General features: G+C 63.7%; 26 protein-coding genes. 14 read left to right on the plus strand and 12 right to left on the minus strand.

The annotated features are described in order from the left end of the window. The first annotated feature begins 21 nt into the window (after window positions 1-21). The 5 genes from GCT13_RS00650 to GCT13_RS00670 all read left to right on the plus strand — a co-directional run bounded on the left by GCT13_RS00650 (window position 22) and on the right by GCT13_RS00670 (window position 3,416). Window positions 22-612, plus strand: coding sequence for a helix-turn-helix domain-containing protein (locus tag GCT13_RS00650; RefSeq protein WP_152754854.1), 591 nt, complete (start codon window positions 22-24; stop codon window positions 610-612). Beyond that, entirely contained in the window at window positions 609-1,133 is a 525-nt protein-coding gene (locus GCT13_RS00655; RefSeq protein WP_152754855.1) for a GNAT family N-acetyltransferase, read from the plus strand. Before GCT13_RS00650 ends, GCT13_RS00655 begins: the two co-directional genes overlap by 4 nt. 122 nt (window positions 1,134-1,255) lie before the next feature. After that, window positions 1,256-1,720 carry a hypothetical protein gene (locus GCT13_RS00660; RefSeq protein WP_152754856.1) on the plus strand — a complete coding sequence of 155 codons (465 nt, stop codon included), beginning with the start codon at window positions 1,256-1,258 and terminating at the stop codon, window positions 1,718-1,720. Between the two features lie 305 nt (window positions 1,721-2,025). Then, window positions 2,026-2,553, plus strand: coding sequence for an ankyrin repeat domain-containing protein (locus GCT13_RS00665; protein ID WP_152754857.1), 528 nt, complete (start codon window positions 2,026-2,028; stop codon window positions 2,551-2,553). After that, a complete protein-coding gene (locus GCT13_RS00670; protein ID WP_152754858.1) occupies window positions 2,550-3,416 on the plus strand; it encodes a S66 peptidase family protein in 867 nt (288 codons plus the stop codon). The genes GCT13_RS00665 and GCT13_RS00670 overlap by 4 nt, the downstream gene beginning before the upstream one ends. Here GCT13_RS00670 and GCT13_RS00675 read toward each other — a convergent pair. Next, window positions 3,413-3,943, minus strand: a complete 531-nt coding sequence (locus GCT13_RS00675) for a hypothetical protein (RefSeq protein ID WP_152754859.1) — start codon at window positions 3,941-3,943, stop codon at window positions 3,413-3,415. The two genes, GCT13_RS00670 and GCT13_RS00675, sit on opposite strands and share 4 nt — an antisense overlap. Window positions 3,944-4,186: 243 nt before the next feature. On the opposite strand from GCT13_RS00675, the gene GCT13_RS00680 reads away from it, so the two are divergent. Next, window positions 4,187-5,485 (plus strand): sugar efflux transporter, encoded by a 1,299-nt coding sequence (locus GCT13_RS00680; protein ID WP_152754860.1) that lies wholly within the window; start codon window positions 4,187-4,189, stop codon window positions 5,483-5,485. A gap of 265 nt (window positions 5,486-5,750) precedes the next feature. After that, window positions 5,751-7,292 carry a hopanoid C-3 methylase HpnR gene (gene hpnR / locus GCT13_RS00685; RefSeq protein WP_152754861.1) on the plus strand — a complete coding sequence of 514 codons (1,542 nt, stop codon included), beginning with the start codon at window positions 5,751-5,753 and terminating at the stop codon, window positions 7,290-7,292. A 29-nt stretch (window positions 7,293-7,321) separates the two neighbouring features. On the opposite strand, the gene GCT13_RS00690 is transcribed toward hpnR, so the two are convergent. The 3 genes from GCT13_RS00690 to GCT13_RS00700 all read right to left on the minus strand — a co-directional run bounded on the left by GCT13_RS00690 (window position 7,322) and on the right by GCT13_RS00700 (window position 8,994). Next, window positions 7,322-8,062 (minus strand): SDR family NAD(P)-dependent oxidoreductase, encoded by a 741-nt coding sequence (locus GCT13_RS00690; RefSeq protein WP_152754862.1) that lies wholly within the window; start codon window positions 8,060-8,062, stop codon window positions 7,322-7,324. A 164-nt stretch (window positions 8,063-8,226) separates the two neighbouring features. After that, window positions 8,227-8,508 (minus strand): DUF6723 family protein, encoded by a 282-nt coding sequence (locus tag GCT13_RS00695; RefSeq protein ID WP_090863711.1) that lies wholly within the window; start codon window positions 8,506-8,508, stop codon window positions 8,227-8,229. Window positions 8,509-8,667: 159 nt separating this feature from the next. After that, window positions 8,668-8,994: a hypothetical protein gene (locus tag GCT13_RS00700; protein WP_152754863.1), complete on the minus strand. Its 327-nt coding sequence runs from the start codon at window positions 8,992-8,994 to the stop codon at window positions 8,668-8,670. Window positions 8,995-9,263: 269 nt separating this feature from the next. Between GCT13_RS00700 and GCT13_RS48110 the strand changes: the two genes are divergently transcribed. Next, window positions 9,264-9,416, plus strand: a complete 153-nt coding sequence (locus tag GCT13_RS48110; RefSeq protein ID WP_177200307.1) for a DUF6496 domain-containing protein — start codon at window positions 9,264-9,266, stop codon at window positions 9,414-9,416. Window positions 9,417-9,577: 161 nt separating this feature from the next. On the opposite strand, the gene GCT13_RS00705 is transcribed toward GCT13_RS48110, so the two are convergent. Next, window positions 9,578-9,988 carry a GFA family protein gene (locus tag GCT13_RS00705; RefSeq protein ID WP_152754864.1) on the minus strand — a complete coding sequence of 137 codons (411 nt, stop codon included), beginning with the start codon at window positions 9,986-9,988 and terminating at the stop codon, window positions 9,578-9,580. A gap of 229 nt (window positions 9,989-10,217) precedes the next feature. Here GCT13_RS00705 and GCT13_RS00710 point away from each other — a divergent pair, with 229 nt between their 5' ends. Next, window positions 10,218-11,996, plus strand: a complete 1,779-nt coding sequence (locus GCT13_RS00710; protein ID WP_152755054.1) for a hybrid sensor histidine kinase/response regulator — start codon at window positions 10,218-10,220, stop codon at window positions 11,994-11,996. Window positions 11,997-12,400: 404 nt separating this feature from the next. Further along, the gene (locus tag GCT13_RS00715; RefSeq protein WP_152754865.1) at window positions 12,401-13,387 is read left to right on the plus strand and encodes a zinc-dependent alcohol dehydrogenase family protein; all 987 of its coding nucleotides are present in this window, start codon (window positions 12,401-12,403) and stop codon (window positions 13,385-13,387) included. Between the two features lie 27 nt (window positions 13,388-13,414). Here GCT13_RS00715 and GCT13_RS00720 read toward each other — a convergent pair whose 3' ends face one another. From GCT13_RS00720 to GCT13_RS00735, 4 genes are all read right to left on the minus strand, one after another. After that, window positions 13,415-14,284 (minus strand): LysR family transcriptional regulator, encoded by an 870-nt coding sequence (locus GCT13_RS00720; protein ID WP_152754866.1) that lies wholly within the window; start codon window positions 14,282-14,284, stop codon window positions 13,415-13,417. Window positions 14,285-14,639: 355 nt separating this feature from the next. Then, the gene (locus tag GCT13_RS00725; protein WP_152754867.1) at window positions 14,640-15,167 is read right to left on the minus strand and encodes a hypothetical protein; all 528 of its coding nucleotides are present in this window, start codon (window positions 15,165-15,167) and stop codon (window positions 14,640-14,642) included. A 215-nt stretch (window positions 15,168-15,382) separates the two neighbouring features. Next, entirely contained in the window at window positions 15,383-15,859 is a 477-nt protein-coding gene (locus tag GCT13_RS00730) for a nuclear transport factor 2 family protein (protein ID WP_152754868.1), read from the minus strand. A 22-nt stretch (window positions 15,860-15,881) separates the two neighbouring features. Continuing rightward, window positions 15,882-16,514, minus strand: coding sequence for a TetR/AcrR family transcriptional regulator (locus GCT13_RS00735; protein ID WP_152754869.1), 633 nt, complete (start codon window positions 16,512-16,514; stop codon window positions 15,882-15,884). 128 nt (window positions 16,515-16,642) lie between these two features. Here GCT13_RS00735 and GCT13_RS00740 point away from each other — a divergent pair, with 128 nt between their 5' ends. After that, window positions 16,643-17,314 carry a YceI family protein gene (locus GCT13_RS00740; protein WP_227746684.1) on the plus strand — a complete coding sequence of 224 codons (672 nt, stop codon included), beginning with the start codon at window positions 16,643-16,645 and terminating at the stop codon, window positions 17,312-17,314. A 13-nt stretch (window positions 17,315-17,327) separates the two neighbouring features. Here the strand turns inward: GCT13_RS00740 and tdh are convergent, their stop codons facing one another. Continuing rightward, the gene (gene tdh, locus GCT13_RS00745) at window positions 17,328-18,356 is read right to left on the minus strand and encodes an L-threonine 3-dehydrogenase (RefSeq protein ID WP_090863727.1); all 1,029 of its coding nucleotides are present in this window, start codon (window positions 18,354-18,356) and stop codon (window positions 17,328-17,330) included. A gap of 18 nt (window positions 18,357-18,374) precedes the next feature. Continuing rightward, window positions 18,375-19,574, minus strand: coding sequence for a glycine C-acetyltransferase (locus GCT13_RS00750; protein WP_152754870.1), 1,200 nt, complete (start codon window positions 19,572-19,574; stop codon window positions 18,375-18,377). Between the two features lie 161 nt (window positions 19,575-19,735). Here GCT13_RS00750 and GCT13_RS00755 point away from each other — a divergent pair, with 161 nt between their 5' ends. The 3 genes from GCT13_RS00755 (at window position 19,736) to GCT13_RS00765 (ending at window position 21,994) form a co-directional block, all read left to right on the plus strand. Next, a complete protein-coding gene (locus GCT13_RS00755) occupies window positions 19,736-20,350 on the plus strand; it encodes a helix-turn-helix domain-containing protein (protein ID WP_152754871.1) in 615 nt (204 codons plus the stop codon). 87 nt (window positions 20,351-20,437) lie between these two features. Next, on the plus strand, window positions 20,438-20,827 hold the full coding sequence (locus GCT13_RS00760; RefSeq protein WP_152754872.1) for a DUF2471 family protein: 390 nt from the start codon (window positions 20,438-20,440) through the stop codon (window positions 20,825-20,827). Window positions 20,828-20,935: 108 nt separating this feature from the next. After that, the gene (locus tag GCT13_RS00765) at window positions 20,936-21,994 is read left to right on the plus strand and encodes a tyrosine-type recombinase/integrase (RefSeq protein WP_152754873.1); all 1,059 of its coding nucleotides are present in this window, start codon (window positions 20,936-20,938) and stop codon (window positions 21,992-21,994) included. Window positions 21,995-22,073: 79 nt separating this feature from the next. Here GCT13_RS00765 and GCT13_RS00770 read toward each other — a convergent pair whose 3' ends face one another. Further along, window positions 22,074-23,147 carry a DNA-binding protein gene (locus GCT13_RS00770; RefSeq protein WP_321574123.1) on the minus strand — a complete coding sequence of 358 codons (1,074 nt, stop codon included), beginning with the start codon at window positions 23,145-23,147 and terminating at the stop codon, window positions 22,074-22,076. Between the last annotated feature and the right edge of the window lies 1 nt (window position 23,148).

The raw sequence follows: 23,148 nt of genomic DNA on the forward strand, positions 1-23,148 counted from the left end.
TGATCCAGTATGCTGGATAGCATGGATATCAACACTCTGATTGCGCGTCGAGTGCGTGAACTGCGCGATGCGCACGGCCTGTCGCTCGAAGCGCTCGCGGAAGCAAGCGGCGTGAGCCGCTCGAACATATCGCTGATCGAGCGCGCACAGAGCAGCCCGACGGCCGCCGTGCTCGACAAGCTCACGACCGCGCTCGGCGTCACGCTGGCGTCGCTTTTCGAGGCCCGCGTGACGCCCGCCGAGCCGCCGTCGCCGCTCGCGCGCGCGGCCACGCAGACCGTGTGGACCGATCCCGCATCCGGCTACACGCGCCGCACGCTGTCGCCGGCCCTGCCTTCGCCGATCCAGTTAGTGGAGGTTCACTTCCCCGCCGGCCAGCGCGTCGCCTACGAGACGGGCGCGCGCGACACCGAGATTCACCAGCAGATCTGGCTGATCGAAGGCGCGATGGAGATCGCGGCCGGCGACGAGCACTGGCGGCTCGAAGCGGGCGACTGCGTGGCGATGCGCCTCGATTGCCCGACCGTGTTCCGCAATCCGACGCGCAAGCCGGCGCGCTATCTTGTGGCGCTGTCGATGGCGCCTCGTCCACCTGTGAGGAGAAGTGCATGACGCAAGCAATCCGCGTGCGGCGCGTGGCCGCGCATGAGGCGGCGCAATGCATCGACGATCTGGCCGATGTGCTGATCGATTGCGTCGACGGCGGCGCATCCGTCAGCTTCATGCAGCCTTTGACGCGCGAGCGGGCCGTCGCGTTCTGGCAAATGATCGCAGGCGATGTCGAGCGCGGCGAGCGCGCGCTGCTCATCGCAGAGGACAGCGACGGACGCATCGTCGGCACGGTGCAACTGGTGCTCGCGCAGCCGGACAACCAGCCGCATCGCGCCGACGTCGCGAAGATGCTCGTGCACCGCGCGCGCCGGCGCGGCGTCGCGCAGCAGCTGATGGCGGCCGCCGACGCCGTGGCCCGCGACGAAAGCAAGACCGTGCTCGTGCTCGACACGGTGACGGGCGGCGACGCCGAGCGCCTGTATGCGCGCGCGGGCTGGCAGCGGGTCGGCGAGGTGCCGAAATACGCGTTGATGCCGGATGGATCTTTCTGCGGAACGACCTTTTATTACAAGCACCTTTAGCGCGACGCGGCCGCAGCGGGAAGTCGATCTTCGACAAACGTTTGCGAATTTGCGAGCACAGCCCTTAATCTTTTCCGCCGCGCGCCGTTATCGCGAGAGCATTCCCACTACTCGCAGGCGACATGGCCAAGACGATTCCGTTTCCCGGCGGCAACCAGGCGGCGCGCGCGCGGCAGGCGAAGGCATTGCTGCTGCCGATCCCGCGCGGCATGGCCGCCGAGCTGATCCTGCCCGTCCACATCGCGCTCGACGCGCTGCGGCGCGGCGCGGGCAGCATGAGCGCCGCGCAGACACTCACGCAGACGATGCTGCTCACCGGCTTTCTGTGTGATCTCGGCTACGGCGCGATGACGTACGACCAGCTGCGAACCGCCGATCAGGCGATGGCGGCCACGTTCGACCACGGCCGCGCGACGGACGAATGGCGTCTCGACGAAGCGCACATCGAGCTGCTCGCGCACATCGTCAGCACTTACGACGCGCAATTGCAGCGCGCACCGCTCAGCGCGCTCACGGATGCGAGCGCCCGCCTCGACCGCATCATCGCGAACGGCGGCGCCGAGCCGACGCTGCGCAAGCAGGCCTGACGACGACGGCTCCCTGCTCCCGAACCTTCTCACCGTTGGGGTCGGAGCGCATCGACAGCGGCAAGCGCACATTGCCTGTATCCTCTGCTGTTACCGACGCGCCGCGCGAGTGGCCGCACCATCACTGCAACCGTCTTGTATGGAACGGGAGCAAGCGCTAAAGAAGCCAACTCCCGTCGACCGCGGAAAAACTGCATGAGACAGGAGGAAACGCTAAAGCGCCAACTCCCGTCGACCGCAGAGAAACTGCATGGGAAGGGAGTGAGTGCTAAAGCGCCAACTCCCATCGACAGTGGAGAGGCTTCATGACAGACGACAAACGCAGCCCCGAAAACATCGATCCCGATCTGCTCGAAGTAGCGCGCGAAATATTCGACTGCGCGCGCCGCGGCGAAGCGAACACGCTGGCCGCCGTCATCGAGAAAGGCGCGCCGCCGAATCTGCGCAACGAGAAAGGCGACAGCCTCGTGATGCTCGCCGCCTATCACGGTCACGCCGATGCCGTGCGCGTGCTGCTCGAACGCGGCGCTGACCCGGACCTGCGCAACGACAACGGACAGACGCCCATCGCGGGCGCGGCGTTCAAGGGTTTCAAGGATGTCGTCGAGACCTTGCTCGCGCATGGCGCGGACGTCGAAGGCGCGTCGCCGGATGGGCGCACGGCGCTGATGATCGCCGCGATGTTCAATCGCACTGAGATGGTCGAACTGCTGCTCGCGCATGGCGCCGATCCGAACGCGCGCAACGCGAACGGCGTCTCGCCCGCCGACGCCGCGAGCCGCATGGGCGCGCCCGACACGGCCGCGCTGCTCGCGAAGAAGGCGGGCGCATGAAGCTCGCCGGCAAGACCGTCGCCGTCGTCGCGCCTGCGGGCGTGCCCGACATGGAGCACGTCGAGCACAGCATCGCGCTGCTCGAAAGCTGGGGCCTGCGCGTGCAGGTCGGCGCGCATGTGCGGGACCGCTATCGCTATCACGCAGGCAAGCACGAAGACCGCGCCGCCGATCTGCACGGCGCGTTGACCGATCCATCCGTCGATATCGTGTGGATCGCGCGCGGCGGTTATGGCAGCGTCTATTGCCTGCACGCGTTGCCGCCGGAAGTGCCCTGCGCGAAGACGGTCGTGGGCTTTTCGGACGCGACCGCGCTGTTCGGCGCGCTGCATGGGATGCCCAATGTGCGCGTCATCCACGGTCCGACCTTGAACGGGCTCGCGACGAAACACGACGACGCGTCGCGCGACAGCATGCTCGCCGAGCTGCGCGAGGAACGCGCCGCGCCTGTTCCGCTGCAACGTCTGCACGGTTCGGGCACGCCGCGCGTCGAAGGCCTTCTTGCGGGCGGCAACATCACCGTGCTCGCCAGTCTTGCGGGGACGCAATGGCAGGCGCGCTGCGACGGCGCGATCGTGCTGCTCGAAGACGTGACCGAGTTCGCCTATCGCATCGACCGAAGCATGATGCAGTTGCGCGAAGCGGGCGTGTTCGATGGCGCGCGCGCGTTCGTGCTCGGCGATTTCATCCGCTGCCCGCTGCCCGACAATGCGGACTTCACGTTGCACGACATGCTCGTCGATCTGCTCAAGCCGTATGACGTGCCCATCTACGCGGGCTTTCCGTTCGGCCACGGCTCACGCAATCATGCATGGACGTATGGCGCGCACGCTGTGCTCGAAGGCGATCAGCTGGTTCGCTAGCGGGCCAGTTGCATGAGAACGCGCTGGACGATGTCGATGTCGGGCGCGTCTGCTTTCAGCGACTCGCGCGCGCACCACGGATACGGCAAGCGGCTCGCCCAGCGCAACAGGCTATCGGCGGATGCTTTTGGCAACGTCGCCATCTCTTCGATCGTGATGTGCAGCCGTGTCAAACATCGCGCTTGCGAATCGCCCGTCCAGTCGTAGCGGCCGTAACCGATGCGCGCCGCGCCCGTTCCCTTTTCCGTCATGCAGACGAGCCAGTCGCATGAAAACTCGCGGTGCCCCTCGACGGGCATCGCGCCGACGCAGAACGTATAAACGTTCTCGTACTTCTGCGCGAAATCGATGACCAGCACCGATGCAATCGCATCGCGTCCCTGCGCCTGCTGCGGAAACGCGATGGCCGCTGTCTTCACGGTCATCGCAAGCGATGCATCGTGTGCGAACGCATCCGTCAGAAGGTGCGGGCGATTGCCGTCCTTCGCGTATACGTACGATTCGATTGCGTCTTTGAGATTAGGCATCGGTCAAACCATGTCGGTAAAAACGAGCCGGTCAGTCTAAGGCCATCGTGTCATTGCGCCTCGCTTGCCCTTGACGCCAACACGGACTCTCGCCTCCTCTCGAATGCCACGCGCATTCTTTGCACAACATGACACAACATGACGAAACGGGCGTTGCACGTGAAGCGCTCGCGTTCGACAATGCCTCTTCCTTGCCGCGTTCCCGCTCGCGCGCGCATCCCACAGTTCGAACACGCGCCCTCGATGAACTCCCGCTTCGGCCGACTCACGCGCATCCATTCCTTCATGCCGCTTGCCAGCGCGACGCTGATGCTGGGCATCGCGATGTCGTTCACCGCGCCGTATCTGTCGCTGTTCGGCGTCGAGCAGGCGGGCATGACGCCGTTGAAGCTGGGTCTGTTCATGACGCTGATCGCAGCGAGCGGCGTCATCGCAAGCGCGTGGGCCGGCAAGTGGTCCGACAGGCATGGACATCATCGCGGGTTGCTGCTCGCGGCGTTGATCGCCGCATCGCTCGGCTTTCTGCTGCTTTGTTTCGTGCGCAACTATGCAGCGCTGCTCGCTATCGGCGTCGCGTTTCTCGGCGCGGGCGGCTCGTCGATGTCGCTGGTGTTCTCGTTCGCACGCGCCGCGCTGCCCGTGCGCGACGAAGCGGAGCGCGCGTTTGCGCTGGCGACGCTGCGCACGGTGCTGTCGATGGCGTGGGTGTTCGGTCCGTCCGTGGGCGCGCTCGTGCTCGCGGGCGCGGGCTTCTATGGGCTCTTTCTGTTCGCCGCCGCGTCCTTCGCCGCATGCGGCGCGATCGTATGGCGCATGCGCGAATCGCCCGCAGGCGATCCGCACAGCGCGCCGACCCACTACGCGGGCGACCCCGCCTCGTCGCTCGAAGTGACGACGCCCGAGCCCGCCGAAGCGCCTCCGCCCTCGCCGCCCCACGCGCCCGGCACGCGGCGGCAAATCTGGCGCTCCATCGTCGCGCTGACCTTGATCGGTCTCGCCGCCAACGCGACGATGATCGTGCTGCCGCTTTATGTCGTGCACGGCTTGAAGGGCACGCGGCTCGACGTGTCGATCATGCTCGGCCTCGGCGCGTTCCTCGAAATTCCGATGATGCTCGCGCTCGGCGCGCGCGGCTCCACGCTCAACAAGCTGAACTGGCTCGCGGCCTGCGCGGCCGTGCATGTCGTGTATTTCATTGCCGTCGCGGCAGCGGGCACGGTCAACGTGCTGATTCCGATGCAGGCGTTCAATGCGTTCGTCGTGGCCGTCACGTCGTGTCTCGGCATGACGTACATGCAGGATTTGATGCCGCGCTCGCCGGGCGCGGCCACGGCGTTGTTCTTCAACGCGTCGCGGGTCGGCTCGATTCTGTCGGGCGTGCTGTCGGGTGTGCTCGTCGCGGGCCTTGGCTATCGCGGAACGTTCCTCGTCTGCGGATGCCTCGCGCTCGGCGCGCTCATCCTGTTCGCCGATCCACCGTGGAAGCGTATCGCGCAACGCGCGCGCGACGTGTGGGACGACTGGCGGCATCCGGCGCAATGAGCACACGACCCGGCGATGCGCGTGCTGCATCGCCGACGCGCCAGCGATGCAACATGTGTCACGCGCTCCCGAAAACCCTCACCTTCAAGCCAACGCGCCCGCTTGCGAGCAGCCTGAAGCGATGAACAGTAGAATCGGATGGAGCCTTCGCGGTGAGGTCCGGCAGGACGCACAGGCTCGGCAGTCGACCCATGCCAGGGATACCAGCACGACAGCACGGCACGTCACGCGATAGCTCGCGGCGCGCCTTCGCCAGGGAGATCTCATGAAGGTGCTCGCTGTTCACCCAAGTGGCCTGATGTACACGCGCGTGTATCTGCGGCTCGAACCGCTCGGACTCGAAACCGTCGCAGCCGTGATACGCGAAGCCGGACACGATATCCGCCTGATCGACCTGCAGGTCGAAACGCATCGCGATCTGTACAAGCTGATGCGCACGTGGCGTCCCGACGTGGTCTGCTTTTCCGCCAACTATCTCGCCAACATTCCCGAGATCGTCGATCTGTCGAAAGCCGTCAAGGCGCAGCAGCCGGCGTGCTTCGTGTTCGTCGGCGGGCATAGCGCGTCGTTCACGGCGAAGGACATGCTCAGGCACGCGGACGGCGCGATCGATTGCGTGCTGAAGGGCGAAGGCGAAGCGAAGGTCGTCGAGCTGCTCGATGCCGTTGCGCGCAAGGACGATCTCTTGCGGATTCCGGGCGTCGTCACGCGCGAAGGCGAAGGACCGCCGCCCGGCTTCACGGAAAGCCTCGATCACATTCGCCCGGCGCGCGATCTGCTGCGGCACCGGCGCAAGTATTTCATCGGCGTGCTCGACCCGTGCGCATCGATCGAGTTTGCGCGCGGCTGTCCGTGGGATTGCACGTTCTGCAGCGCGTGGACGTTCTATGGCCGCAGCTATCGTTCGCGCAGCCCGGAAGTCGTGGCCGACGAACTGGCGTCGATCCGCGAGCCGGGTGTGTTCATCGTCGACGATGTTGCGTTCGTGCATGCGGATCACGGCATGGCGATCGCGCGCGAAGTGGAACGGCGCGGCATCCGCAAGAAATACTATCTGGAGACGCGCGGCGACGTGCTCTTGCGCAACAAGGAAGTCTTCGAGCGTTGGCGCGGGCTCGGTCTGCAATACATGTTCATCGGCCTCGAAGCGGTCGATGCCGAAGGGCTCAAGGCGTTTCGCAAGCGCATCGACGTCGACAGGAATTTTGAAGCGCTCCGGTTTGCGCGCTCGCTCGGCATCACGGTCGCGGTCAATCTGATCGCCGATCCCGACTGGGACCACGAGCGGTTCGAGACGATCCGGCAATGGTGTCTGGAGATTCCGGAGATCGTGAACATCAGCGTGAACACGCCGTATCCGGGCACGGAAATCTGGCTGCGCGAACAGCGCCGTCTGACGAGCCTCGATTACCGGCTCTACGACATCCAGCACGCCGTGCTGCCGACAAAGCTGCCGCTACCCGAGTTCTACGGCGAACTGGTGCGCACGCAGCAGGTGCTCAATCGCAAGCATCTCGGCTGGGGCGCGCTCTATCGTGCCGCGGGTGAAGCGGCTTCGCTGCTGATACGCGGACAAACGAATTTCGTGCGGATGCTGTGGCGCTTCAACTCGGTGTTCAATCCGAATCTGCAACTGCGCGACCATGCGCGCGAAGTGCGCTACGAGATGACGCCGCCGCCCGCGCAGACGCCCGAACAAAGCAACGTCAAGGTGCTTTACGTGCACGGCCCGACGGGACGCAAGGGCCGCAAGATCGACGACGCGACGGAAACGTTCGTCGACCAAAGCCGCATGGGTGCAGGTTAGCGTCAAGCTCAGCGCATGCGTTCAAACGCTTAGAACGGCTCCTTGAACGGCCGCAGATCGATCTCGTGCGTCCACGCGGACGGGTGCTGAAGATGGATCTGCCAGTACGCCTCGGCGATCGCATCGACATTCAGCAGCCCGTTCTCGCCGCGCTCGTTCGCCACCTGCGGACGTGCGCTGCGCAGACGCTCGCCGTCGATGCCGCCGTCGATCACCACATGCGCGACATGCAGCCCGAGCGGTCCGAACTCGCGCGCCATGCTTTGCGCGACCATCCGCAGCCCTGCTTTTGCCGCCGCGAAGTGTGCGAAACCGGGCTTGCCGCGCAGACTTGCCGATGCGCCCGTGAAGATCACCGTGCCGCGTCCGAGCGGCGCGAGCCGCCGCGCTGCCTCGCGTCCAACCAGAAAGCCGCCGACGGGACCCGAGCGAAGAAAGTCCTCCATCTGCTGTTGCGTCAGGTCGCGAAACGGCACGTAGCGGTTATTGCCGACGTTGTAGACGATGAGCGAAGGCACGTCGATATCGTCGGGCGGCGACATGGCCTTGTCGAACAGACGCATGACGTCGGCTTCCGATGCGCCGTCCATCATGAACGATTCCGCCGATTCGCCGCGGCTCGCGATGTGTTTCGTCACGGCATCGAGCTTCGCCTGCGTGCGGCCCGCGACGATCACGTGGTATCCGTTCGCCGCGATCTTCCTGCACAGCGCCGCGCCCAGACCGAGTTCGGCGCCCACGCCGATCACCATTGCGCTATTCCGCTTCATCGCGTCTCTCCGTTGTCCGCGCGCCGTGCAGCACGACGCATTGAAATCGTCGCGCGATTATAGGCACCGAACGCGAACGGCTGCCGGCGAAACGACACGCGCGGCAGCGGCCGTTTTTCTGATCGGCGAGATGTCGAAGCGCCCGCTCGCCAGCACGAATGGCGTCAAGGCTCGGGGTTGTCGAGGTCCGACCTCACGACCGTTTCGCCGTGGCGCTGCGCGGCCTCGCGCGCCTGATCGCCGTCGATGAACGGCCCGATATCGGGCGCGCCCGCAAAAGGGAACAGCAGCCGCCCGTCGGTTTTGCGCACGACCTTCAACTGCCCCATGTACGACCCTTCCGTCGTGCGGCGGTAGGTGGCGTAGATCTGATAATCGTCCGGCGACTCGGGTTTCGAGGCCACAGTATCGCGTGCTTTCGGGAAAATCATCCGTGGCCTTGTCATCTTGCAACTCCAGGTTGAATGCCGGTCTCGGGTTGTTGCCGGCATATCGGTTGAAATGGCGCAATGTCTCGCGTGACCTCGCGTGACAAGTGCGGGGCGCGCACATTGCGGGTCGGTTCATGCTGTACTGCTGCTCGCGGCGTCGATGCGCTGTCGGCATCAATGCACATTGGCGCCGCCGCCCGGCTTGCCGATGCCCGGCAAGCGCTGATCGCCGCGGGCGCGGCCCGGATTGGGAACGCCCGTATCGGATGCGGCCGCACCCGTCATGCCGGGCGTCGACGACTGCTGGGGCTGCGGCGTCTTCAGTTCGCCGGAAGTGACGCCTGGCGTCGACATCGATTTGTCGCTCTGCGTCGCGGGATGCGAGTCTGTCTGCGCGTACTCGACCACCGGCGCGGCGACGGGCGCGACCACCGGCGCGGCGACGGGCGCACCGGCAAAGATTGCCGCCGCCGCGCCACCTGCAATGGAAACCGTGTTCACGACATGCTCCTTCGTCTAACCTGTCCGGAAACGTTCAGCAATCCACGTTCCGCTTTGTCGGCGGTGCGTCTCGACGGCGCTTGCGACTGGCTTTGCGGCTGCGCTTGCGGCGGCACCGGATGCGCAGATTCCCATGCACGTTCATATGTAATGCGCGATCGCCAGCGCGAGCGGCGCACGCGCCTGCCGGGAACGATGCATGCTCGAATACGTGTGAAGTCGCAGCGAAACGGCTGCGCGTTTGCCGCATCGACCGAAAGGAGAACGCCATGCCACTGAAGAGAGGCACATCGAAGGAAACCGTCTCGCACAACATCAAGACGGAAAAGAAGGCGGGCAAATCGCAGAAGCAGTCCGTCGCGATTGCGCTGAATCAGGCGCGCAAGTCCGGCGCGAAGATTCCGAAGAAGAGCGAGAAGTAGGCTCGCATCGTTTGCTCGAGACGCGGGCGGAGCGATCGGCCCGCGCGACGCGCCGACGGCTTCGGCGAGCGAGCCCAGCCGGCGGCGCTTTTTTCTTTCCAGCACTCTTTCCAGCGCCTTCCAGCTTTCTTATCTCTTACGCGAAACGCGAAACGCGAGCGCTACCGCGTACGCTCCGCGTCGTACTCCGGACGCACGCCGCGCGGCAGCCACGGCTCCTTGCGAATGCACCAAAGTTCGTAGGCCGGCTCGAACAGGCCCGTCTCGTCGAACGCGCCAAGCGGCACGTCAATTTCGTCGCGATCCGCGTACATCATGAACGCGACCGATCCGCACGCCGGGCAGAAGTGACGCCGCCCCTGCTCGGAGCTTCGCCATTCGCGCGTGCTGCCCGTAAATGCGACGGCGTCACGGCGGAAAATCGCATACGAACCGAACGCCGATCCGTGTACGCGCCGACATGTCATGCAATGACACATCCCGACCCGTATCGGCGCGCCCACAGCGCGAAACCGCACTGCGCCGCATGCGCAACCGCCTTCATGGATTTGCTGCTGGGACTCGTGACTCATCGTGTCCTCCATCAGGTGAAGCCTCATCCTCCTGCATGGAGCCAGTCGGCGTCAAACGTTGCCAACCCCACGAAATCCGGGCACCTGTGTGGGCGCAACGCCTATACTTCGGTAACGGTCGGGCCGGCGTTTTGCCGGCTCGCCGGCCACTTCACACGAGCGTATCGACGCCGGCTACGGACCCCGACGAGTGGATCTGACCGTCGCTAACCATTACTCTTCCAGCACCATGAGCGACGGCATCGAAAGCGCCCGCCGCGCGGGCGTACTGCGTACCGGCGACCTCAGCGAACGCCCCGCGCGCGCGCCCGACCATGCCGCAGAAGTACGAACGCTGGTCACGGTTGCAGGCGCGCAGACGGGACGCCGCGACACGCTGCTGCAAGCCATCGCCGATGCCGCGCTCGCATCGTGCCGCGCGGGCAGCGCCGGCATCAGCCTGCTCGAAACGACGAGCGAAGGCGATGCCGTATTCCGCTGGCGTGCGGTCGCGGGGGCTTGCGCGGGCCTCGAAGGCCAGACGACGGCGTGGGCCGAATGCCCTTGCGGCATGACGCTGCAACTCGGCGCGCCGCAGCTCTTCGTCGATCCGCAGCGGTACTTCACGAGCCTGGGCGAAGCCGGCGCGACGATGACGGAAGGCATCATTACGCCGATTCCCGCACGCAGCGCCGACTCGAAACAGCTGGGCGCGATCTGGGTTGCCTCGCACGACGACCATCGGTTCGATCGCGAGGACGTGCGTCTGCTCGGCAATCTCGCCGTGCTCGCGGGCGCGGCCCTGACGCTGCTCGATGCGCAACAGGCGGCCGAAGCGGAAGCGGCCGCCGCGCAACAGGCGCGACGCGCGCTCGAAGATGCAGCGAGCCGGCGCGACGAATTCATCGCGATGCTCGGCCACGAGCTGCGCAATCCGATGGCGCCCATCGACAGCTCGATCGCCGCGCTCAAGGTGCTGTGCGCGGGCGAGAAGCCCGCTAACGAAGTGCTCGCAATCGCGCAGCGGCAGATGCGTCAGCTGCGCACGCTCGTCGACGATCTGCTCGATGCCGCGCGGCTGCGCCACGGCAAGCTCGCGATCAAGTACAGCCGCACGTCGCTGAACGAGATCGTGTATGACGCGGTGACGGCGCTCAAGCATCACATCGACGCGCGCAAGCATCGACTCGTGATCGAAGGACTCGACGAGCCCGTTTATGTGCGCGCCGATCATGTGCGGCTCAGCCAGGTGGTCGGCAATCTGCTGTCGAACGCCGCGAAGTACACGCCTGCGGGCGGCACGCTGCGGCTGCGCGTGCAGGTCGATACGGATAGCCCGGTCATCGATCCCGAACGCGGCGGCATCGTGTCGATCGTCATCGAGGACAACGGCGTCGGCATGAGTGCCGACGCGCTCGCGCATGTGTTCGAACTGTTCGCGCAATCGCCGTTGAGCATGCGCCGCTCCGAAGGCGGCCTCGGCATCGGGCTCGCGGTCGCGAAGCGGCTCGTCGAACTGCACGACGGCACGATTGCTCTCGACAGCCTGGGCGTCGGGCGCGGGACGATCGTGTCGCTGCGTCTGCCGATTCTCGATCGCGAGCCCGGACTCGCACCGGATCTGCCGATTGTGACGAGCACCGCGCCGAGCCGCATTCTGCTCGTCGACGACAATGCCGATGCGCTCGACGCGCTGCACCTGCTGCTCGAACTCGAAGGCCACGACGTGATCGTCGCGCGCGGCGGACGCGAAGCGGTGCGGGTCGCGGCGAAAGAGATGCCGGAAGTCGGCATCATCGATATCGGCATGCCGGAGATGGACGGCTTCGAAGTGGCGCGCACGATCCGCTCGAACCGGGAGCTCGCGCATATGTTCCTGATCGCACTGACGGGCTACTCGTCGGAGTCGGACAAGTCGCGCGCGCTCGCGGCAGGCTTCGACTATCACCTGACAAAGCCTGTGTCGATGGAACGGCTCGCCGATGTGCTGTCGCATCGCGACGGTAGAAACGTCAGCGGTCTTGTCTGATGTAATGCGCAATGAAGCGAAGGTGAGCCGGCGTGAGTTTGCCGGCGTCACTTTTCGTTAGTCCCGCAAACTCTCACCTATCGCCGCTCGGCGCGCTTCAACGCGCTCGTGATGCTGTCCGCAAAGCCTTATGGAACAAGGGGTTGGGATTGGCATCGGTGCGTGCTCGAAGCGCTTTCGGCTCACTCCCGAATCTTCTCACCTTAACGGCATGCGCTTCATCGGACTTGCGTTCCATTCGCAGACCCAGGTAAGGAGCCGGCGAGTGCCGATGCAACGCGCGCAGTCTTTCGACGTCGTGCATTTCCGTTTGGCCGTCGTGCTAAATCGTTGATTTACCAGGGTTCCGGGTTGGCCGATGATGTCTCGCGTCAGCAACATTCATCTAACGGCAGGAGCCCATCATGTCCATGCAAGCCCTCGTGCTCAACCAGTACAACGGTCCGCTCGAACGAGTGACGCTGCCCATCCCCGAGCCCGCGCGCGGCCAGGTGCTGGTGCGGATCAACGCAAGCGGTCTGAATCCGCTCGATACGAAGATCCGCGCGGGCAATGCAGCGCATGCGTGCCATCCGTTGCCGCTCGTGCTCGGCATCGATCTCGCGGGCGTGGTCGTCGCGGTCGGCGCGGACGTGACTGCGTTCAAGACGGGCGACGAGGTGTACGGAATGACGGGCGGCGTCGGCGGCATCCAGGGTTCGCTCGCGCAATACGCAGCCGTCGATGCGCAACTGCTCGCCCACAAGCCATCCAGTCTGTCGATGCGCGAAGCCGCCGCGTTGCCGCTCGCGTTCATCACGTCGTACTCGGGCATCGTCGACCGCGCGCATCTGCGGGCGGGTCAGACCGTGCTCGTGCAAGGCGGAGCGGGCGGCGTCGGGCATGTGTCGGTGCAGCTTGCGCATGCGCTCGGCGCTCGCGTCTTTGCGACGGCAAGCGCGCGCGATCACGATGTCGTCGCGCGATTCGGCGCGACGCCGATCGACTACGCGGCGCGCAGCGTCGAACAGTACGTCGACGAACTGACGAACGGCGAAGGATTCGATCTCGTCGTCGATACCGTCGGCGGTGCGGCGCTCGATGCATCGTTTGCAGCCGTCAGGCATTTCGGCCATGTGGTGAGCGCGCTCGGCTGGGGCTCGCATGCGCTCGCGCCGCTGTCGTTTCGCGAGGCGACGTACTCGGGCGTGTTCACGCTTTATCCGCTGCTCACGGGCAAGCATCGCGCGCATCATGGCGAGATGCTCGCGCAAGCGTCGCGCCTTGCCGGGCAAGGCAAGCTCACGTCGCGTCTTGATCCGCGCCGCTTCGATCTTGCCTCCGCCGAACGTGCATACGATGCGATCACGCAGCGCACCGCGCGTGGCAAGATTGTCGTCGAAATCGATTGATGGTTGGATTGATGGGCCGCTGACGGCTCACACGTTCGCGAGCCGTTCGATCACGAGATCGAGCAGCGCACGCAGACGTGCAAGACGCTTCAGGTCGCGATGATAGCCGAGCCATACATCGCGGCCCGGCGGCGCTTCGCCGAGATCGATGCGGCGCAGGCCCGGCGTGTTGCCGCCGAGCGGACACGGCAGCACTGCGAAGCCGCCCCCTTCGGCACACATGCGCGCCTGCGCGCCGCGGTTGTTGCTCGCGTAGGCGACGTGCGCGTTCGGCAGCATCTGCCTGATCCACGCGACGTCGGGCAATTCGCCGAACGCGGTATCCATTGTGATCAGCGACTGGCCCTTGCCGTCGCCGCGCACGGGCGCGACGAGATCCATGCGTCCGTAGAGCGCGTAATCCATATGCATCAGCTTGCGCTGGATGATGTCGGGTTCGTCGAACGGCGTGATGCGAAACACCAGATCGGCTTCGCGGCGCGCGAGGTTGTAGCGGCGCGAATCGGTGATCAGTTCGATCGACATCTGCGGATGGCGCGCAAGAAACGCCGCGAACACAGGCGTGAGCACATGAATGCCGTACCAGTCCGATGACGAGACGCGCAGTCCGCCCGACAGTTGCTGCTCGCTGCCCGCGAGCGATCGCATGAACGCGTGCGCTTCTTGTTCCATGCGCTCGGCGTAGACGAGCACGGCGTGGCCTTCGTCGGTGAGCACGAAGCCATCGGCCGTGCGTTGAAAGAGCGTGTGGCCGACGGCTTCTTCGAGCGCGCGCAAGCGGCGGCCCATCGTCGGCTGCGTCTGTCCGAGTTGGCGCGCAGCCGCGCCCAGCGTGCCGCAACGAGCGACCGCGAGGAAGATTCTCACGTCGCTCCAGTCGAGTTTCGAATCGTTCATAGACGCTCTTCGCTAATGCGATCGGTCACGTTGCCTGCGATTATGACGGGCGATGGCACGCTTGCGGTGATCGTCGCGTGTGTGGATCGCGCACGGTTGTGTCGCAAAGGTGAGAGCTTTCGGGAGTATGGCGCCTTGCGATTCGATCCCCGCAAAAGCTCACCTTTGGAGCGATGCGCAACTTTTTTTGTGTGTGCTCGCGCACGCGTGCCGAACGGTTTACCCCTTGTTTTAGCGTTGTTTTTGCGCTTGAGGTGAATCGCGTGTTGCGTCTGTCGATCACCATCTGCGCTGGTCCCGTAAAGCCTCACCTCAGTCGCGCGAACGCGCAAGTCGCGCGTTCAGAGAAGCACGCTCAGAACTTCATCTTCACCTGAAAGCCGATCGTGAACGGGAGGCGGTCGGAAGGAATCGGCGGAACGACGATGAAGTTCGCGCCGACGCGTTTGTATTCGACCATCACGATGGGCGCAATGACAGGACCGATCGTGTGATCGTGGCCGAGGCCCCAGCTGCCATAGTTGTAGCCGGAGATGACGCCGCCGATCGCAGCCAGGCGGATAACGCCCCAGTGCACGAACTCAGGTGCCCAGACGGCGCCGCCGTACCATGACGGACGGCTCAACGAATTGCGAAACCCGCCCCCCGTCAGCGCCCATTGCCCGTTGAGCCAGCATTCGACGCCGAGTCCTGGATTGAACTGTTCGAAGTGCGTGCCCGGGTCCGGGTTGATGTGATACGAGGCGAGCATCGCATCGACCCACAGGCCTCCGCTGCACCAGTCGGCTGCACGCGCGCCCGATGTCCCCATCAAACCGATGCCTGCTATCACACCCGCCACGCATGCACGCCGTATCTTGTTCTTGATCTTTCCAAACGACATGTGTTCTCCGCAACCGGACGTGCGCCGGCGTCATCGAGGTCGCAATGAGTGTCGAATTGCTTTCCAGTCGCGCACTGTACCCCACGACCATGATCTCGATGTGGAGTGCGCACTCGGAACGACAACGCGCCCGCAGACGGCAACGATAGCGAAAGAACGATGACAGCCAGGTGAATGCGTTGAACGCGCAATCACCCGGACAACATGCGTAAGGTTTAAAGGCCGAGATCCGACAGCCCCGGATGATCGTCCGGACGACGGCCGAGCGGCCAGCGATACAGCCGTTCTTCTTCGCGGATCGGCTTGTCGTTGATGCTCGCGTGCCGATAAGCCATCAGTCCGTTCTCGTCGAACTCCCAGTTCTCGTTGCCATATGAACGGAACCAGTTGCCCGAATCGTCGTGCCACTCATAGGCGAAGCGCACGGCGATGCGGTTATCGGTGAACGCCCACAGTTCCTTGATCAGCCGGTAGTCGAGCTCCCTCGCCCACTTGCGCTGCAAGAACGTAACGATCTCGGCACGCCCTGTCGGGAACTCCGAGCGGTTGCGCCATTTGCTTTGCAGCGTGTAAGCGAGCGACACGCGTTCCGGCTCGCGCGTATTCCATGCGTCTTCTGCGGCGCGTACTTTCTGGATGGCCGTCTCGCGCGTGAACGGCGGAACGGGCGGACGTCTTTCGATTTCGGCCATGATGTTTCCTCGTTGAACTGCGTCAGGTGGACCTTCGCCCGTTCGGCGAACGGGTGCTTTCACTTGCGGCATCGAGCAGATGCATGGCGGCCGCGCGCGCATCGAGTGCCGCATCGGGGTCGCCGCTCACGAGCGCGACGCCAATCGCGCCGTCGATCAGGATCAGCCATTGACGCGACAGTCGCGCCGCGCGCCGGCCGTCGCCGCCTGTCGACGCAACGTATTCATCGCATTGCGTGCGCACGAATTCGAGCAGACGCTCCTTGTGCTCGCGTGCGACGACGCGAATCGGATCGTCAGGCGATGCGATCTCGCCCGACGCATTGAGAAACGCGCAGCCATGAAACGATTCCGACGCAAACCATTCGCGCAATACGTCGAACATCGCGAGCAGACGCGCACGCGGATACTTGCCACGGCGCAGCGTGCTTTCGCTGAACCACGTCATCCAGCGTTCGTCGCGCCTTTCGAGCGCAGCCGCCACCAGCGCATCTTTCGATTCGAAGTGCGTGTAGAAGCTTTTGCGCGCGGTGCCCGACTGCCGGACGATCGCATCGACACCCGTTGCGTGAATGCCGCCCGCGTAGATCAGGGCTTCCGTTGCGTCGAGCAGCCGTTCGCGCGCGCTCGCGGTGATGTCATCGGAGGTAGTCATGCGTGAAGGGTAGAACGATCATTCTCCCTCGTCAAGTTTTTGTGCGCTGCGCGTTGTCCAGCCCGCTATCGGCGCGTTCGCGCGGCTTGCATTATCGTGTCGGGTAATCGTTCAAAAGGATGAGTGTCATGAGCATCGTTTTTCGCCGTCCTGCGCTTGCGGCCTTGCGTGGCCCTCTCTGTGCCGCTGCGTTTTCCGCTATCTTTGCCGCGACGTTGGGCGCGTGTACGCCGCTGCAGGTCGTCACGCATACCGTCACGGCGACGGAAGCGCGCGTGCCCGTCGGCCAGTACAACCTCGATCCACATCACACGAGCATCACGTTCGATGTCGACCACCTCAAATACACGCGCTTCACGATGCGGTTCGATCGCGTGGCGGGTCAGCTCGACTGGAAGGAAGGCGGGCTCGACAAGAGCCAGGTGACGGTGACGATCGAAGCGGCGAGCATCGATACGCACGTCGCGCTACTGGACAAGATGGTGAAGGGTCCGGACATGCTCGATGTCGAGCGCAATCCGCAGATCCGTTTTGTCAGCACGCGTTTCGAACGCACGGGCGATGCGCGCGGCAAGCTGACGGGCGATCTGACGATACGCGGCGTGACGCAGCCGGTCACGCTCGATGTGACATTCAACGGCTACGGACGCGATCCGCTGACGAAAGCCGATACGCTCGGCTTTTCGGCGGACGGCCGGTTCAGCCGTTCGAAGTTTGGTCTGACGACGTGGTATCCCGCCGTGGGCGATGATATTCACGTCGTCATTCAGACGGAGGCTGCGCGTCCGCCCGCAAGCTGAGCGCGCGCGCTCATCATGCCGTCCAGTCGAGGATGACTTTTCCGCTTTCGCCGGACAGCATCGTCGCGAAGGCTTCTTCGTAATCGTCGACGGCAAAGCGATGCGTGAGAATCGGCGAGAGATCGAGTCCGCTTTGCAGCATCGCGACCATCTTGTACCAGGTCTCGAACATCTCGCGGCCATAAATGCCCTTGATTTCGAGGCCTTTAAAGATGACCTGTGTCCAGTCGATCGCCGTTTGCGCAGGCGGAATGCCGAGCAGTGCAATCTTGCCGCCATGGTTCATCGCTTCGAGCATCGACGTGAACGCGCTCGGCACGCCCGACATTTCAAGGCCGACGTCAAAGCCTTCCGTCATGCGCAGATCACTCATCACGTCGCGCAGCGATTCGCGCGACACGTTCACTGCGCGCGTCGCGCCCATCTTGCGCGCGAGGTCGAGCCGGTAATCGTTGATGTCGGTGATCACGACGTTGCGCGCGCCGACATGCTTCGCGATCGCCACGGCCATGATGCCGATCGGTCCCGCGCCCGTGATCAGCACGTCTTCGCCGACGAGATTGAACGAGAGCGCCGTATGTGTCGCGTTGCCGAACGGATCGAAGATCGCGGCGAGATCGTCGGAGATTTCAGGCGGAATCTTGAATGCGTTGAACGCGGGAATCACGAGATATTCGGCAAACGCGCCCTCGCGATTCACACCGACGCCGACCGTGTTGCGGCACAGATGCCGGCGCCCCGCGCGACAGTTGCGACAGAAGCCGCATGTGATATGTCCTTCGCCCGAGACGCGATCGCCGATCGAAAAGCCGCGCACTTCCTGGCCCATTTCGACGATTTCGCCGACGTACTCGTGACCGACATGCATCGGCACAGGAATCGTTTTCTGTGCCCAGTCGTCCCACTTCCAGATGTGGATGTCGGTGCCGCAAATCGCGGTGCGGGTGATGCGGATCATCACATCGTTGTGACCCACTTCAGGCTTCTTCACGCGGGTCAATGTGAGGCCCGGAGCGCGTTCGAGTTTTGCGAGTGCTTTCATTGCTATTGATGTCCCGTTTCAGATCACGCCAAGCGAACGGCCTACGCGCGCAAACGCGTCGACGGTACGATCGATCTGTTCCGCCGTGTGCGCGGCACTCATCTGCGTGCGAATGCGCGCGCGGCCTTTCGGCACAACGGGATACGAAAAGCCGATCACGTACACGCCTTCTTTCAGCAGCGCATCGGCCATGTTCGATGCGAGTTGCGCGTCGCCGAGCATCACGGGAATGATCGGGTGTTCGCCCGGCACGAGCGTAAAGCCGTGCGCGCTCATCGCCTGACGAAAATGCGCGCCGTTTTCACGGACGCGTTCTCGCAACTGCCTGCCTTCGTCGCTCGCGAGCAGTTCGAGCACTTTCAGCGATGCGGCCGCGATGCTCGGCGTGAGCGTGTTCGAAAACAGATACGGACGCGAACGCTGCCGCAGCAGATCGACGATTTCCTGACGCGCCGCGACGTAGCCACCCGATGCGCCGCCCAACGCTTTGCCCAGCGTGCCCGTGATGATGTCGATGCGATCGATCACGCCGCAATGCTCGGGCGTGCCGCGTCCGTGTTCTCCGATAAAGCCGACGGCGTGCGAATCGTCGACCATCACGAGCGCGCCGTAGCGGTCCGCGAGATCGCAAATGCCTGCGAGGTCGGCGATGATGCCGTCCATCGAAAAGACGCCGTCTGTCGCGATCAGCTTGAAGCGCGCGCCCGCCGCGTCGGCTTCGCGCAGCCTCGCTTCGAGATCCATGAGATCGTTGTTCTTGTAGCGGTAGCGCTTCGCTTTCGAAAGCCGCACGCCATCGATGATGCTCGCGTGATTCAGTTCGTCGCTGATGATTGCGTCGTTGTCGTCGAGCAGCGTTTCGAACAGGCCGCCGTTTGCATCGAAGCAGCTTGAGTAGAGGATGCAGTCGTCCGTCTTCAGGAACGCGGACAACGCACGTTCGAGTTCCTTGTGAACCGTCTGCGTGCCGCAAATGAAACGCACCGACGCCATGCCGAAGCCGTCCTCGTCGAGCCCTTCTTTCGCGGCAGCGATCAGGCGCGCATCGTTCGCGAGGCCAAGATAATTGTTCGCGCAGAAGTTCAGCACATCGGCGCCGTTGTCGAGACGAATGCCCGACGATTGCGGGCTCGCAATCACGCGTTCGGTCTTATGAAAACCATCGGCGCGGATCTGGTCGAGCGTCTTGCGCAGATGCGCGAGGAAAGGGTCACGCATGAAACGGCTCCTTGAATGGCCGGCTTTTCAACGCTACGCCAACGCACGATGTGCGGCAACGCGGCGGCCTGTTATAGTCGGCAATCGGTTTTTATCGGAAATTTTCGTTTTTCCGAACTAAAGTTCGATATGTCGAACAACTCTAAACGATAGGTCTGGAAATGGCAAGTTCGGGAATGCGCCGGGGGGCGTCGGGTACAGCCGTCAACGCGGCGCAAACGGCTGCGGCACCGCCGCGCGTCGGCGAGCAGATTCAACGATTGCGCAGCGAACGCAAGATGACGCTCGACGATCTGTCGCGCGCAGCGGGCGTGTCGAAATCGATGTTGTCGGAAATCGAACGCGACAAGGCGAATCCGACGATCGCCGTCGCGTGGCGGCTGACGAATGCACTCGGCGTCAGTCTGGATTCGCTATTCGCGCCGCAAAAAGCGCCGGAGCCGATCGCGGTATCCGGTCCGCATGACATTCCGACGCTGAGCGGCCACGACGCCAGATATCAGTTGCGCGTGTGGGGGCCGATCGAGCTGGCGGGCAAGTTCGAATGGTATGAATTGACGCTCCAGGCGGGCGGCGCATTGGTGTCGAGCGCTCACGAGCCCGGTACGCGCGAACATCTTACGGTTTTGCACGGCGTCATCGATATCGACGCGGCGGGAACGACAAAACGTCTGAAGGCCGCAGATACGGCGCGCTACGTCGCCGACGAACCGCACGCGATTCGCAACGCCGGTAAGGGCGAGGCGAAGGCTTTGCTGGTCGTGATCCACGGTTAAACCTGCACGACCCGTTCTTCGGCAATACGCCGGTTGCGGTCGATACTGTATGTTTGTACAGTATACGCGACTGACGGAGCCGAAGAAATGAACATCAACCAAGAACAGGATCTGGCGGCGCTGCGCTTCAAGACGGCCGCGCGCGACCTCGAGCATATCGTCCGGCATATCGCTGGGCGTTACATCGTGCAGCAGGTGCCGCTTACCTGGCGTCTTCTGCATGCCGTCGAAGCGGAAGCGCTCGCCGATCTCGGTTTTGCCAGCCGGCACGATCCGTTCATGCTCGCGCTGTTCCAACGGCCAACCGATTTTCAATTCCCAGAGACGGATGATCCCGTCGACTTTGGGCAGTCGAATGCGCTGCCGGCTGTGTTTGCGTTTGCCGTTGCGGCATACGACGAAGCGCAGAAGTCGAAGGGCGAGATGCTGACGCAGCGAGCGGCGAGTGGAAGTGTCCGGCGGCCTTGGGGAGGGTGAAGGGCATTCGGCTTCGACTTTGCGACGTCAGGAGGGGCCGTGCCGGGAGTTTATGCGCGTAAAGTCACCGACTACAATCGCTTCACGCAACTAACGGAAGCACAGACTATGACCTCAACCGATCCCGTTGGCTCCGTCGGCCCATCGCCCGAGGCAACGGACCTGTTCGATCAGCAACGTCGAGACTGGCTCGTCGACCCGCGCACCGCATTCGATGCCTGGCTCGCTAGTCAGAATTTCCGCCATTCGTCGGCGGAGGTCTATCGTGCGCAGTGGGGACTTTTCCTCGAATGGCTGCAGGCTCGGCACAAAAACCTTGTGACGGTCGACATGCGCTCGATTGCCGAATTCGTTGCGGGACTCTCTATACGCAAACCACAGCGCGCCCGCTATTTGCGGTTGATCGAACGTGTGCTCGATCATGTGCGCGAAATCGAGCTCGCATCCACGAACCCGGCGCGCTTCATTGCACAGGATGGCGAAGCGGAATGGCGCAACGCGCGCGACAACGAGCCGACCGGATTTCTCACGAGCGCGGAACGGTCGGCATTGATCGCGCATCTTTCTTCGCCCGTCGCGCATCTTTCACCGGCGCAACGCTGGCGCGAGCGTCGGGATCGCGCGCTGATCGCCGTATTTCTCGGCGGCGGAATCAAGACAGGCGAAGCGCGGACACTTCCGCTTGGTTGTGTGACGGCCGGCTCACAGTGGATCGTGATCGAAGCGGCGAACCCGCTTTTTACGCGCCGGACGCGCCTGGCGCCGTTCGCCGTGTCGATCCTCAACACGTGGCTCGAAGAACGTAAGCAGGCGGAATTGCCGGGCGATCTGGTTTTCCCGGCATCGCCATCCGGGCGACCGATGCACAAGGCGACCATGCTACGAGCCGTCGACGCGTTGACGGAAGCTTCGGGAATCGGCCATTCGCGGGAGGCTCGCGCAAGCCCGCACACGCTGCGAAACTCATTCGCAGCGGACCTGTTCGAAAGTGGGGTGGAAGTAGAGGTCGTCGGGCAATGGCTAGGATTCGCCCAAGCCGTATCCGCGAATCGGCTGCATCGCGCGTGGAAAAACTGGGCTGAACAGCAGAAATTCGACGAAGAAAGACAGCTCGCAGCGTCCGCCGTAGCTCCTGCGAATGCCGACGACATGCGGGACGGCGGTTAGACGTATCCCGTAAACCTTCACCTTGACGGCCCCGCAAAAACTCACCTTGATCGCCTTGGGAGCGCTGAAAGCGAGCCGATCAGGTCAAGGAAGCGCTTTGTGCCGGCGACATGAAGCGCGTCACGGCCGTCAGCCGCGAGCTACCCGTCCCCGATGAATGCTCGCATTCGGGACAAAGCAGCTCATAACGACCGTCGACCTGAGACAGTTCGGGTTCAGCTTCAGCGCATTTCGGACAACGGTGCGGGATTGTGACGTGCCCGTCGATGGCAGTGCCGATCGACTCGAGTTCACGGGCACTCAACCTTCCCGCGCCCGCCAGCTGACACAGCAATTCCGCAATGGCGGGGCTGATGCCCTGCTGAGCTCGCAACGCAGCCATCTGGCGCGTCAAGAGGTCGAGTTCCTCAGACTGTTCGCGCAACTGAGCGTCAAGCCGATCGCCCCGAGCTTTCGCGGCCGCGAGTTGCTGAATGAAGTCGAATTCCTTTCGGCTCGCATCGCGCACACCCGCCTGATAGGTCGCGGCCATCGTGCGCAACGAGTCGAGTTCGACAAGCATCGGCTTGACGCGGCGTTCGGCTTCCGCCACCGCGTCCTTGATCTGTTGCGCATAGTGCTCGGTGTTTTGGCGCATTTCTGCCTGCAGGGTGTCGAGACGGTCGCGCAATCCTGCATTCGCCGATTGCTCGACGTCCAGGCGTCGGTGTAACGACTCGTTTTCGGCTTCGAGCCGGCGAACGGACGCTTTCAGCCCTTCTTGATAAGCTGATCCGTTGGTATTGGCTGCGGCGAGTTGACTCTCAAGCACGCGTACGCGTTCCCACGCAGCGTCGGCACGGGCTTCGCTGCGCTGAATGGCTTCTTGGGAAACTTCGCGTCGGATCTTGCCTTCATGCGAGTCTCGCTCGGCGGTCGCGAGTAACGTTCTCAGTTCCTGACGTTCTTCATCGAGCGAGGCCCTTGCATGCGCCAATGCGTCTTCGAATAACGCGCCAAGCAGCTCGCCCGCGCGCTCCTCGAGCGCCTTTGGAATGGCGCCGCCGCCGATTCGTACGCGCGATGCTGAGCGGATGCGTTCCCAGAAGCTATCGATGTCCTTTGGTATGTCGCTAGCGCTGCCCGTTTGCGTAAGCTCGCGCACGGCGGCCATC

This window comes from Paraburkholderia franconis (genome assembly GCF_009362735.1).
Lineage (GTDB): Bacteria > Pseudomonadota > Gammaproteobacteria > Burkholderiales > Burkholderiaceae > Paraburkholderia > Paraburkholderia franconis.

What these genes read in the sequence shown, in the direction of transcription:
- GCT13_RS00650 (WP_152754854.1), top strand. Translation starts at nt 22, where the DNA reads ATGGATATCAACACTCTGATTGCGCGTCGAGTGCGTGAACTGCGCGAT.
- GCT13_RS00655 (WP_152754855.1), top strand. Translation starts at nt 609, where the DNA reads ATGACGCAAGCAATCCGCGTGCGGCGCGTGGCCGCGCATGAGGCGGCG.
- GCT13_RS00660 (WP_152754856.1), top strand. Translation starts at nt 1,256, where the DNA reads ATGGCCAAGACGATTCCGTTTCCCGGCGGCAACCAGGCGGCGCGCGCG.
- GCT13_RS00665 (WP_152754857.1), top strand. Translation starts at nt 2,026, where the DNA reads ATGACAGACGACAAACGCAGCCCCGAAAACATCGATCCCGATCTGCTC.
- GCT13_RS00670 (WP_152754858.1), top strand. Translation starts at nt 2,550, where the DNA reads ATGAAGCTCGCCGGCAAGACCGTCGCCGTCGTCGCGCCTGCGGGCGTG.
- GCT13_RS00675 (WP_152754859.1), bottom strand. Translation starts at nt 3,943, where the DNA reads ATGCCTAATCTCAAAGACGCAATCGAATCGTACGTATACGCGAAGGAC.
- GCT13_RS00680 (WP_152754860.1), top strand. Translation starts at nt 4,187, where the DNA reads ATGAACTCCCGCTTCGGCCGACTCACGCGCATCCATTCCTTCATGCCG.
- hpnR (WP_152754861.1), top strand. Translation starts at nt 5,751, where the DNA reads ATGAAGGTGCTCGCTGTTCACCCAAGTGGCCTGATGTACACGCGCGTG.
- GCT13_RS00690 (WP_152754862.1), bottom strand. Translation starts at nt 8,062, where the DNA reads ATGAAGCGGAATAGCGCAATGGTGATCGGCGTGGGCGCCGAACTCGGT.
- GCT13_RS00695 (WP_090863711.1), bottom strand. Translation starts at nt 8,508, where the DNA reads ATGACAAGGCCACGGATGATTTTCCCGAAAGCACGCGATACTGTGGCC.
- GCT13_RS48110 (WP_177200307.1), top strand. Translation starts at nt 9,264, where the DNA reads ATGCCACTGAAGAGAGGCACATCGAAGGAAACCGTCTCGCACAACATC.
- GCT13_RS00705 (WP_152754864.1), bottom strand. Translation starts at nt 9,988, where the DNA reads ATGAGTCACGAGTCCCAGCAGCAAATCCATGAAGGCGGTTGCGCATGC.
- GCT13_RS00710 (WP_152755054.1), top strand. Translation starts at nt 10,218, where the DNA reads ATGAGCGACGGCATCGAAAGCGCCCGCCGCGCGGGCGTACTGCGTACC.
- GCT13_RS00715 (WP_152754865.1), top strand. Translation starts at nt 12,401, where the DNA reads ATGTCCATGCAAGCCCTCGTGCTCAACCAGTACAACGGTCCGCTCGAA.
- GCT13_RS00720 (WP_152754866.1), bottom strand. Translation starts at nt 14,284, where the DNA reads ATGAACGATTCGAAACTCGACTGGAGCGACGTGAGAATCTTCCTCGCG.
- GCT13_RS00725 (WP_152754867.1), bottom strand. Translation starts at nt 15,167, where the DNA reads ATGTCGTTTGGAAAGATCAAGAACAAGATACGGCGTGCATGCGTGGCG.
- GCT13_RS00730 (WP_152754868.1), bottom strand. Translation starts at nt 15,859, where the DNA reads ATGGCCGAAATCGAAAGACGTCCGCCCGTTCCGCCGTTCACGCGCGAG.
- GCT13_RS00735 (WP_152754869.1), bottom strand. Translation starts at nt 16,514, where the DNA reads ATGACTACCTCCGATGACATCACCGCGAGCGCGCGCGAACGGCTGCTC.
- GCT13_RS00740 (WP_227746684.1), top strand. Translation starts at nt 16,643, where the DNA reads ATGAGCATCGTTTTTCGCCGTCCTGCGCTTGCGGCCTTGCGTGGCCCT.
- tdh (WP_090863727.1), bottom strand. Translation starts at nt 18,356, where the DNA reads ATGAAAGCACTCGCAAAACTCGAACGCGCTCCGGGCCTCACATTGACC.
- GCT13_RS00750 (WP_152754870.1), bottom strand. Translation starts at nt 19,574, where the DNA reads ATGCGTGACCCTTTCCTCGCGCATCTGCGCAAGACGCTCGACCAGATC.
- GCT13_RS00755 (WP_152754871.1), top strand. Translation starts at nt 19,736, where the DNA reads ATGGCAAGTTCGGGAATGCGCCGGGGGGCGTCGGGTACAGCCGTCAAC.
- GCT13_RS00760 (WP_152754872.1), top strand. Translation starts at nt 20,438, where the DNA reads ATGAACATCAACCAAGAACAGGATCTGGCGGCGCTGCGCTTCAAGACG.
- GCT13_RS00765 (WP_152754873.1), top strand. Translation starts at nt 20,936, where the DNA reads ATGACCTCAACCGATCCCGTTGGCTCCGTCGGCCCATCGCCCGAGGCA.
- GCT13_RS00770 (WP_321574123.1), bottom strand. Translation starts at nt 23,147, where the DNA reads ATGGCCGCCGTGCGCGAGCTTACGCAAACGGGCAGCGCTAGCGACATA.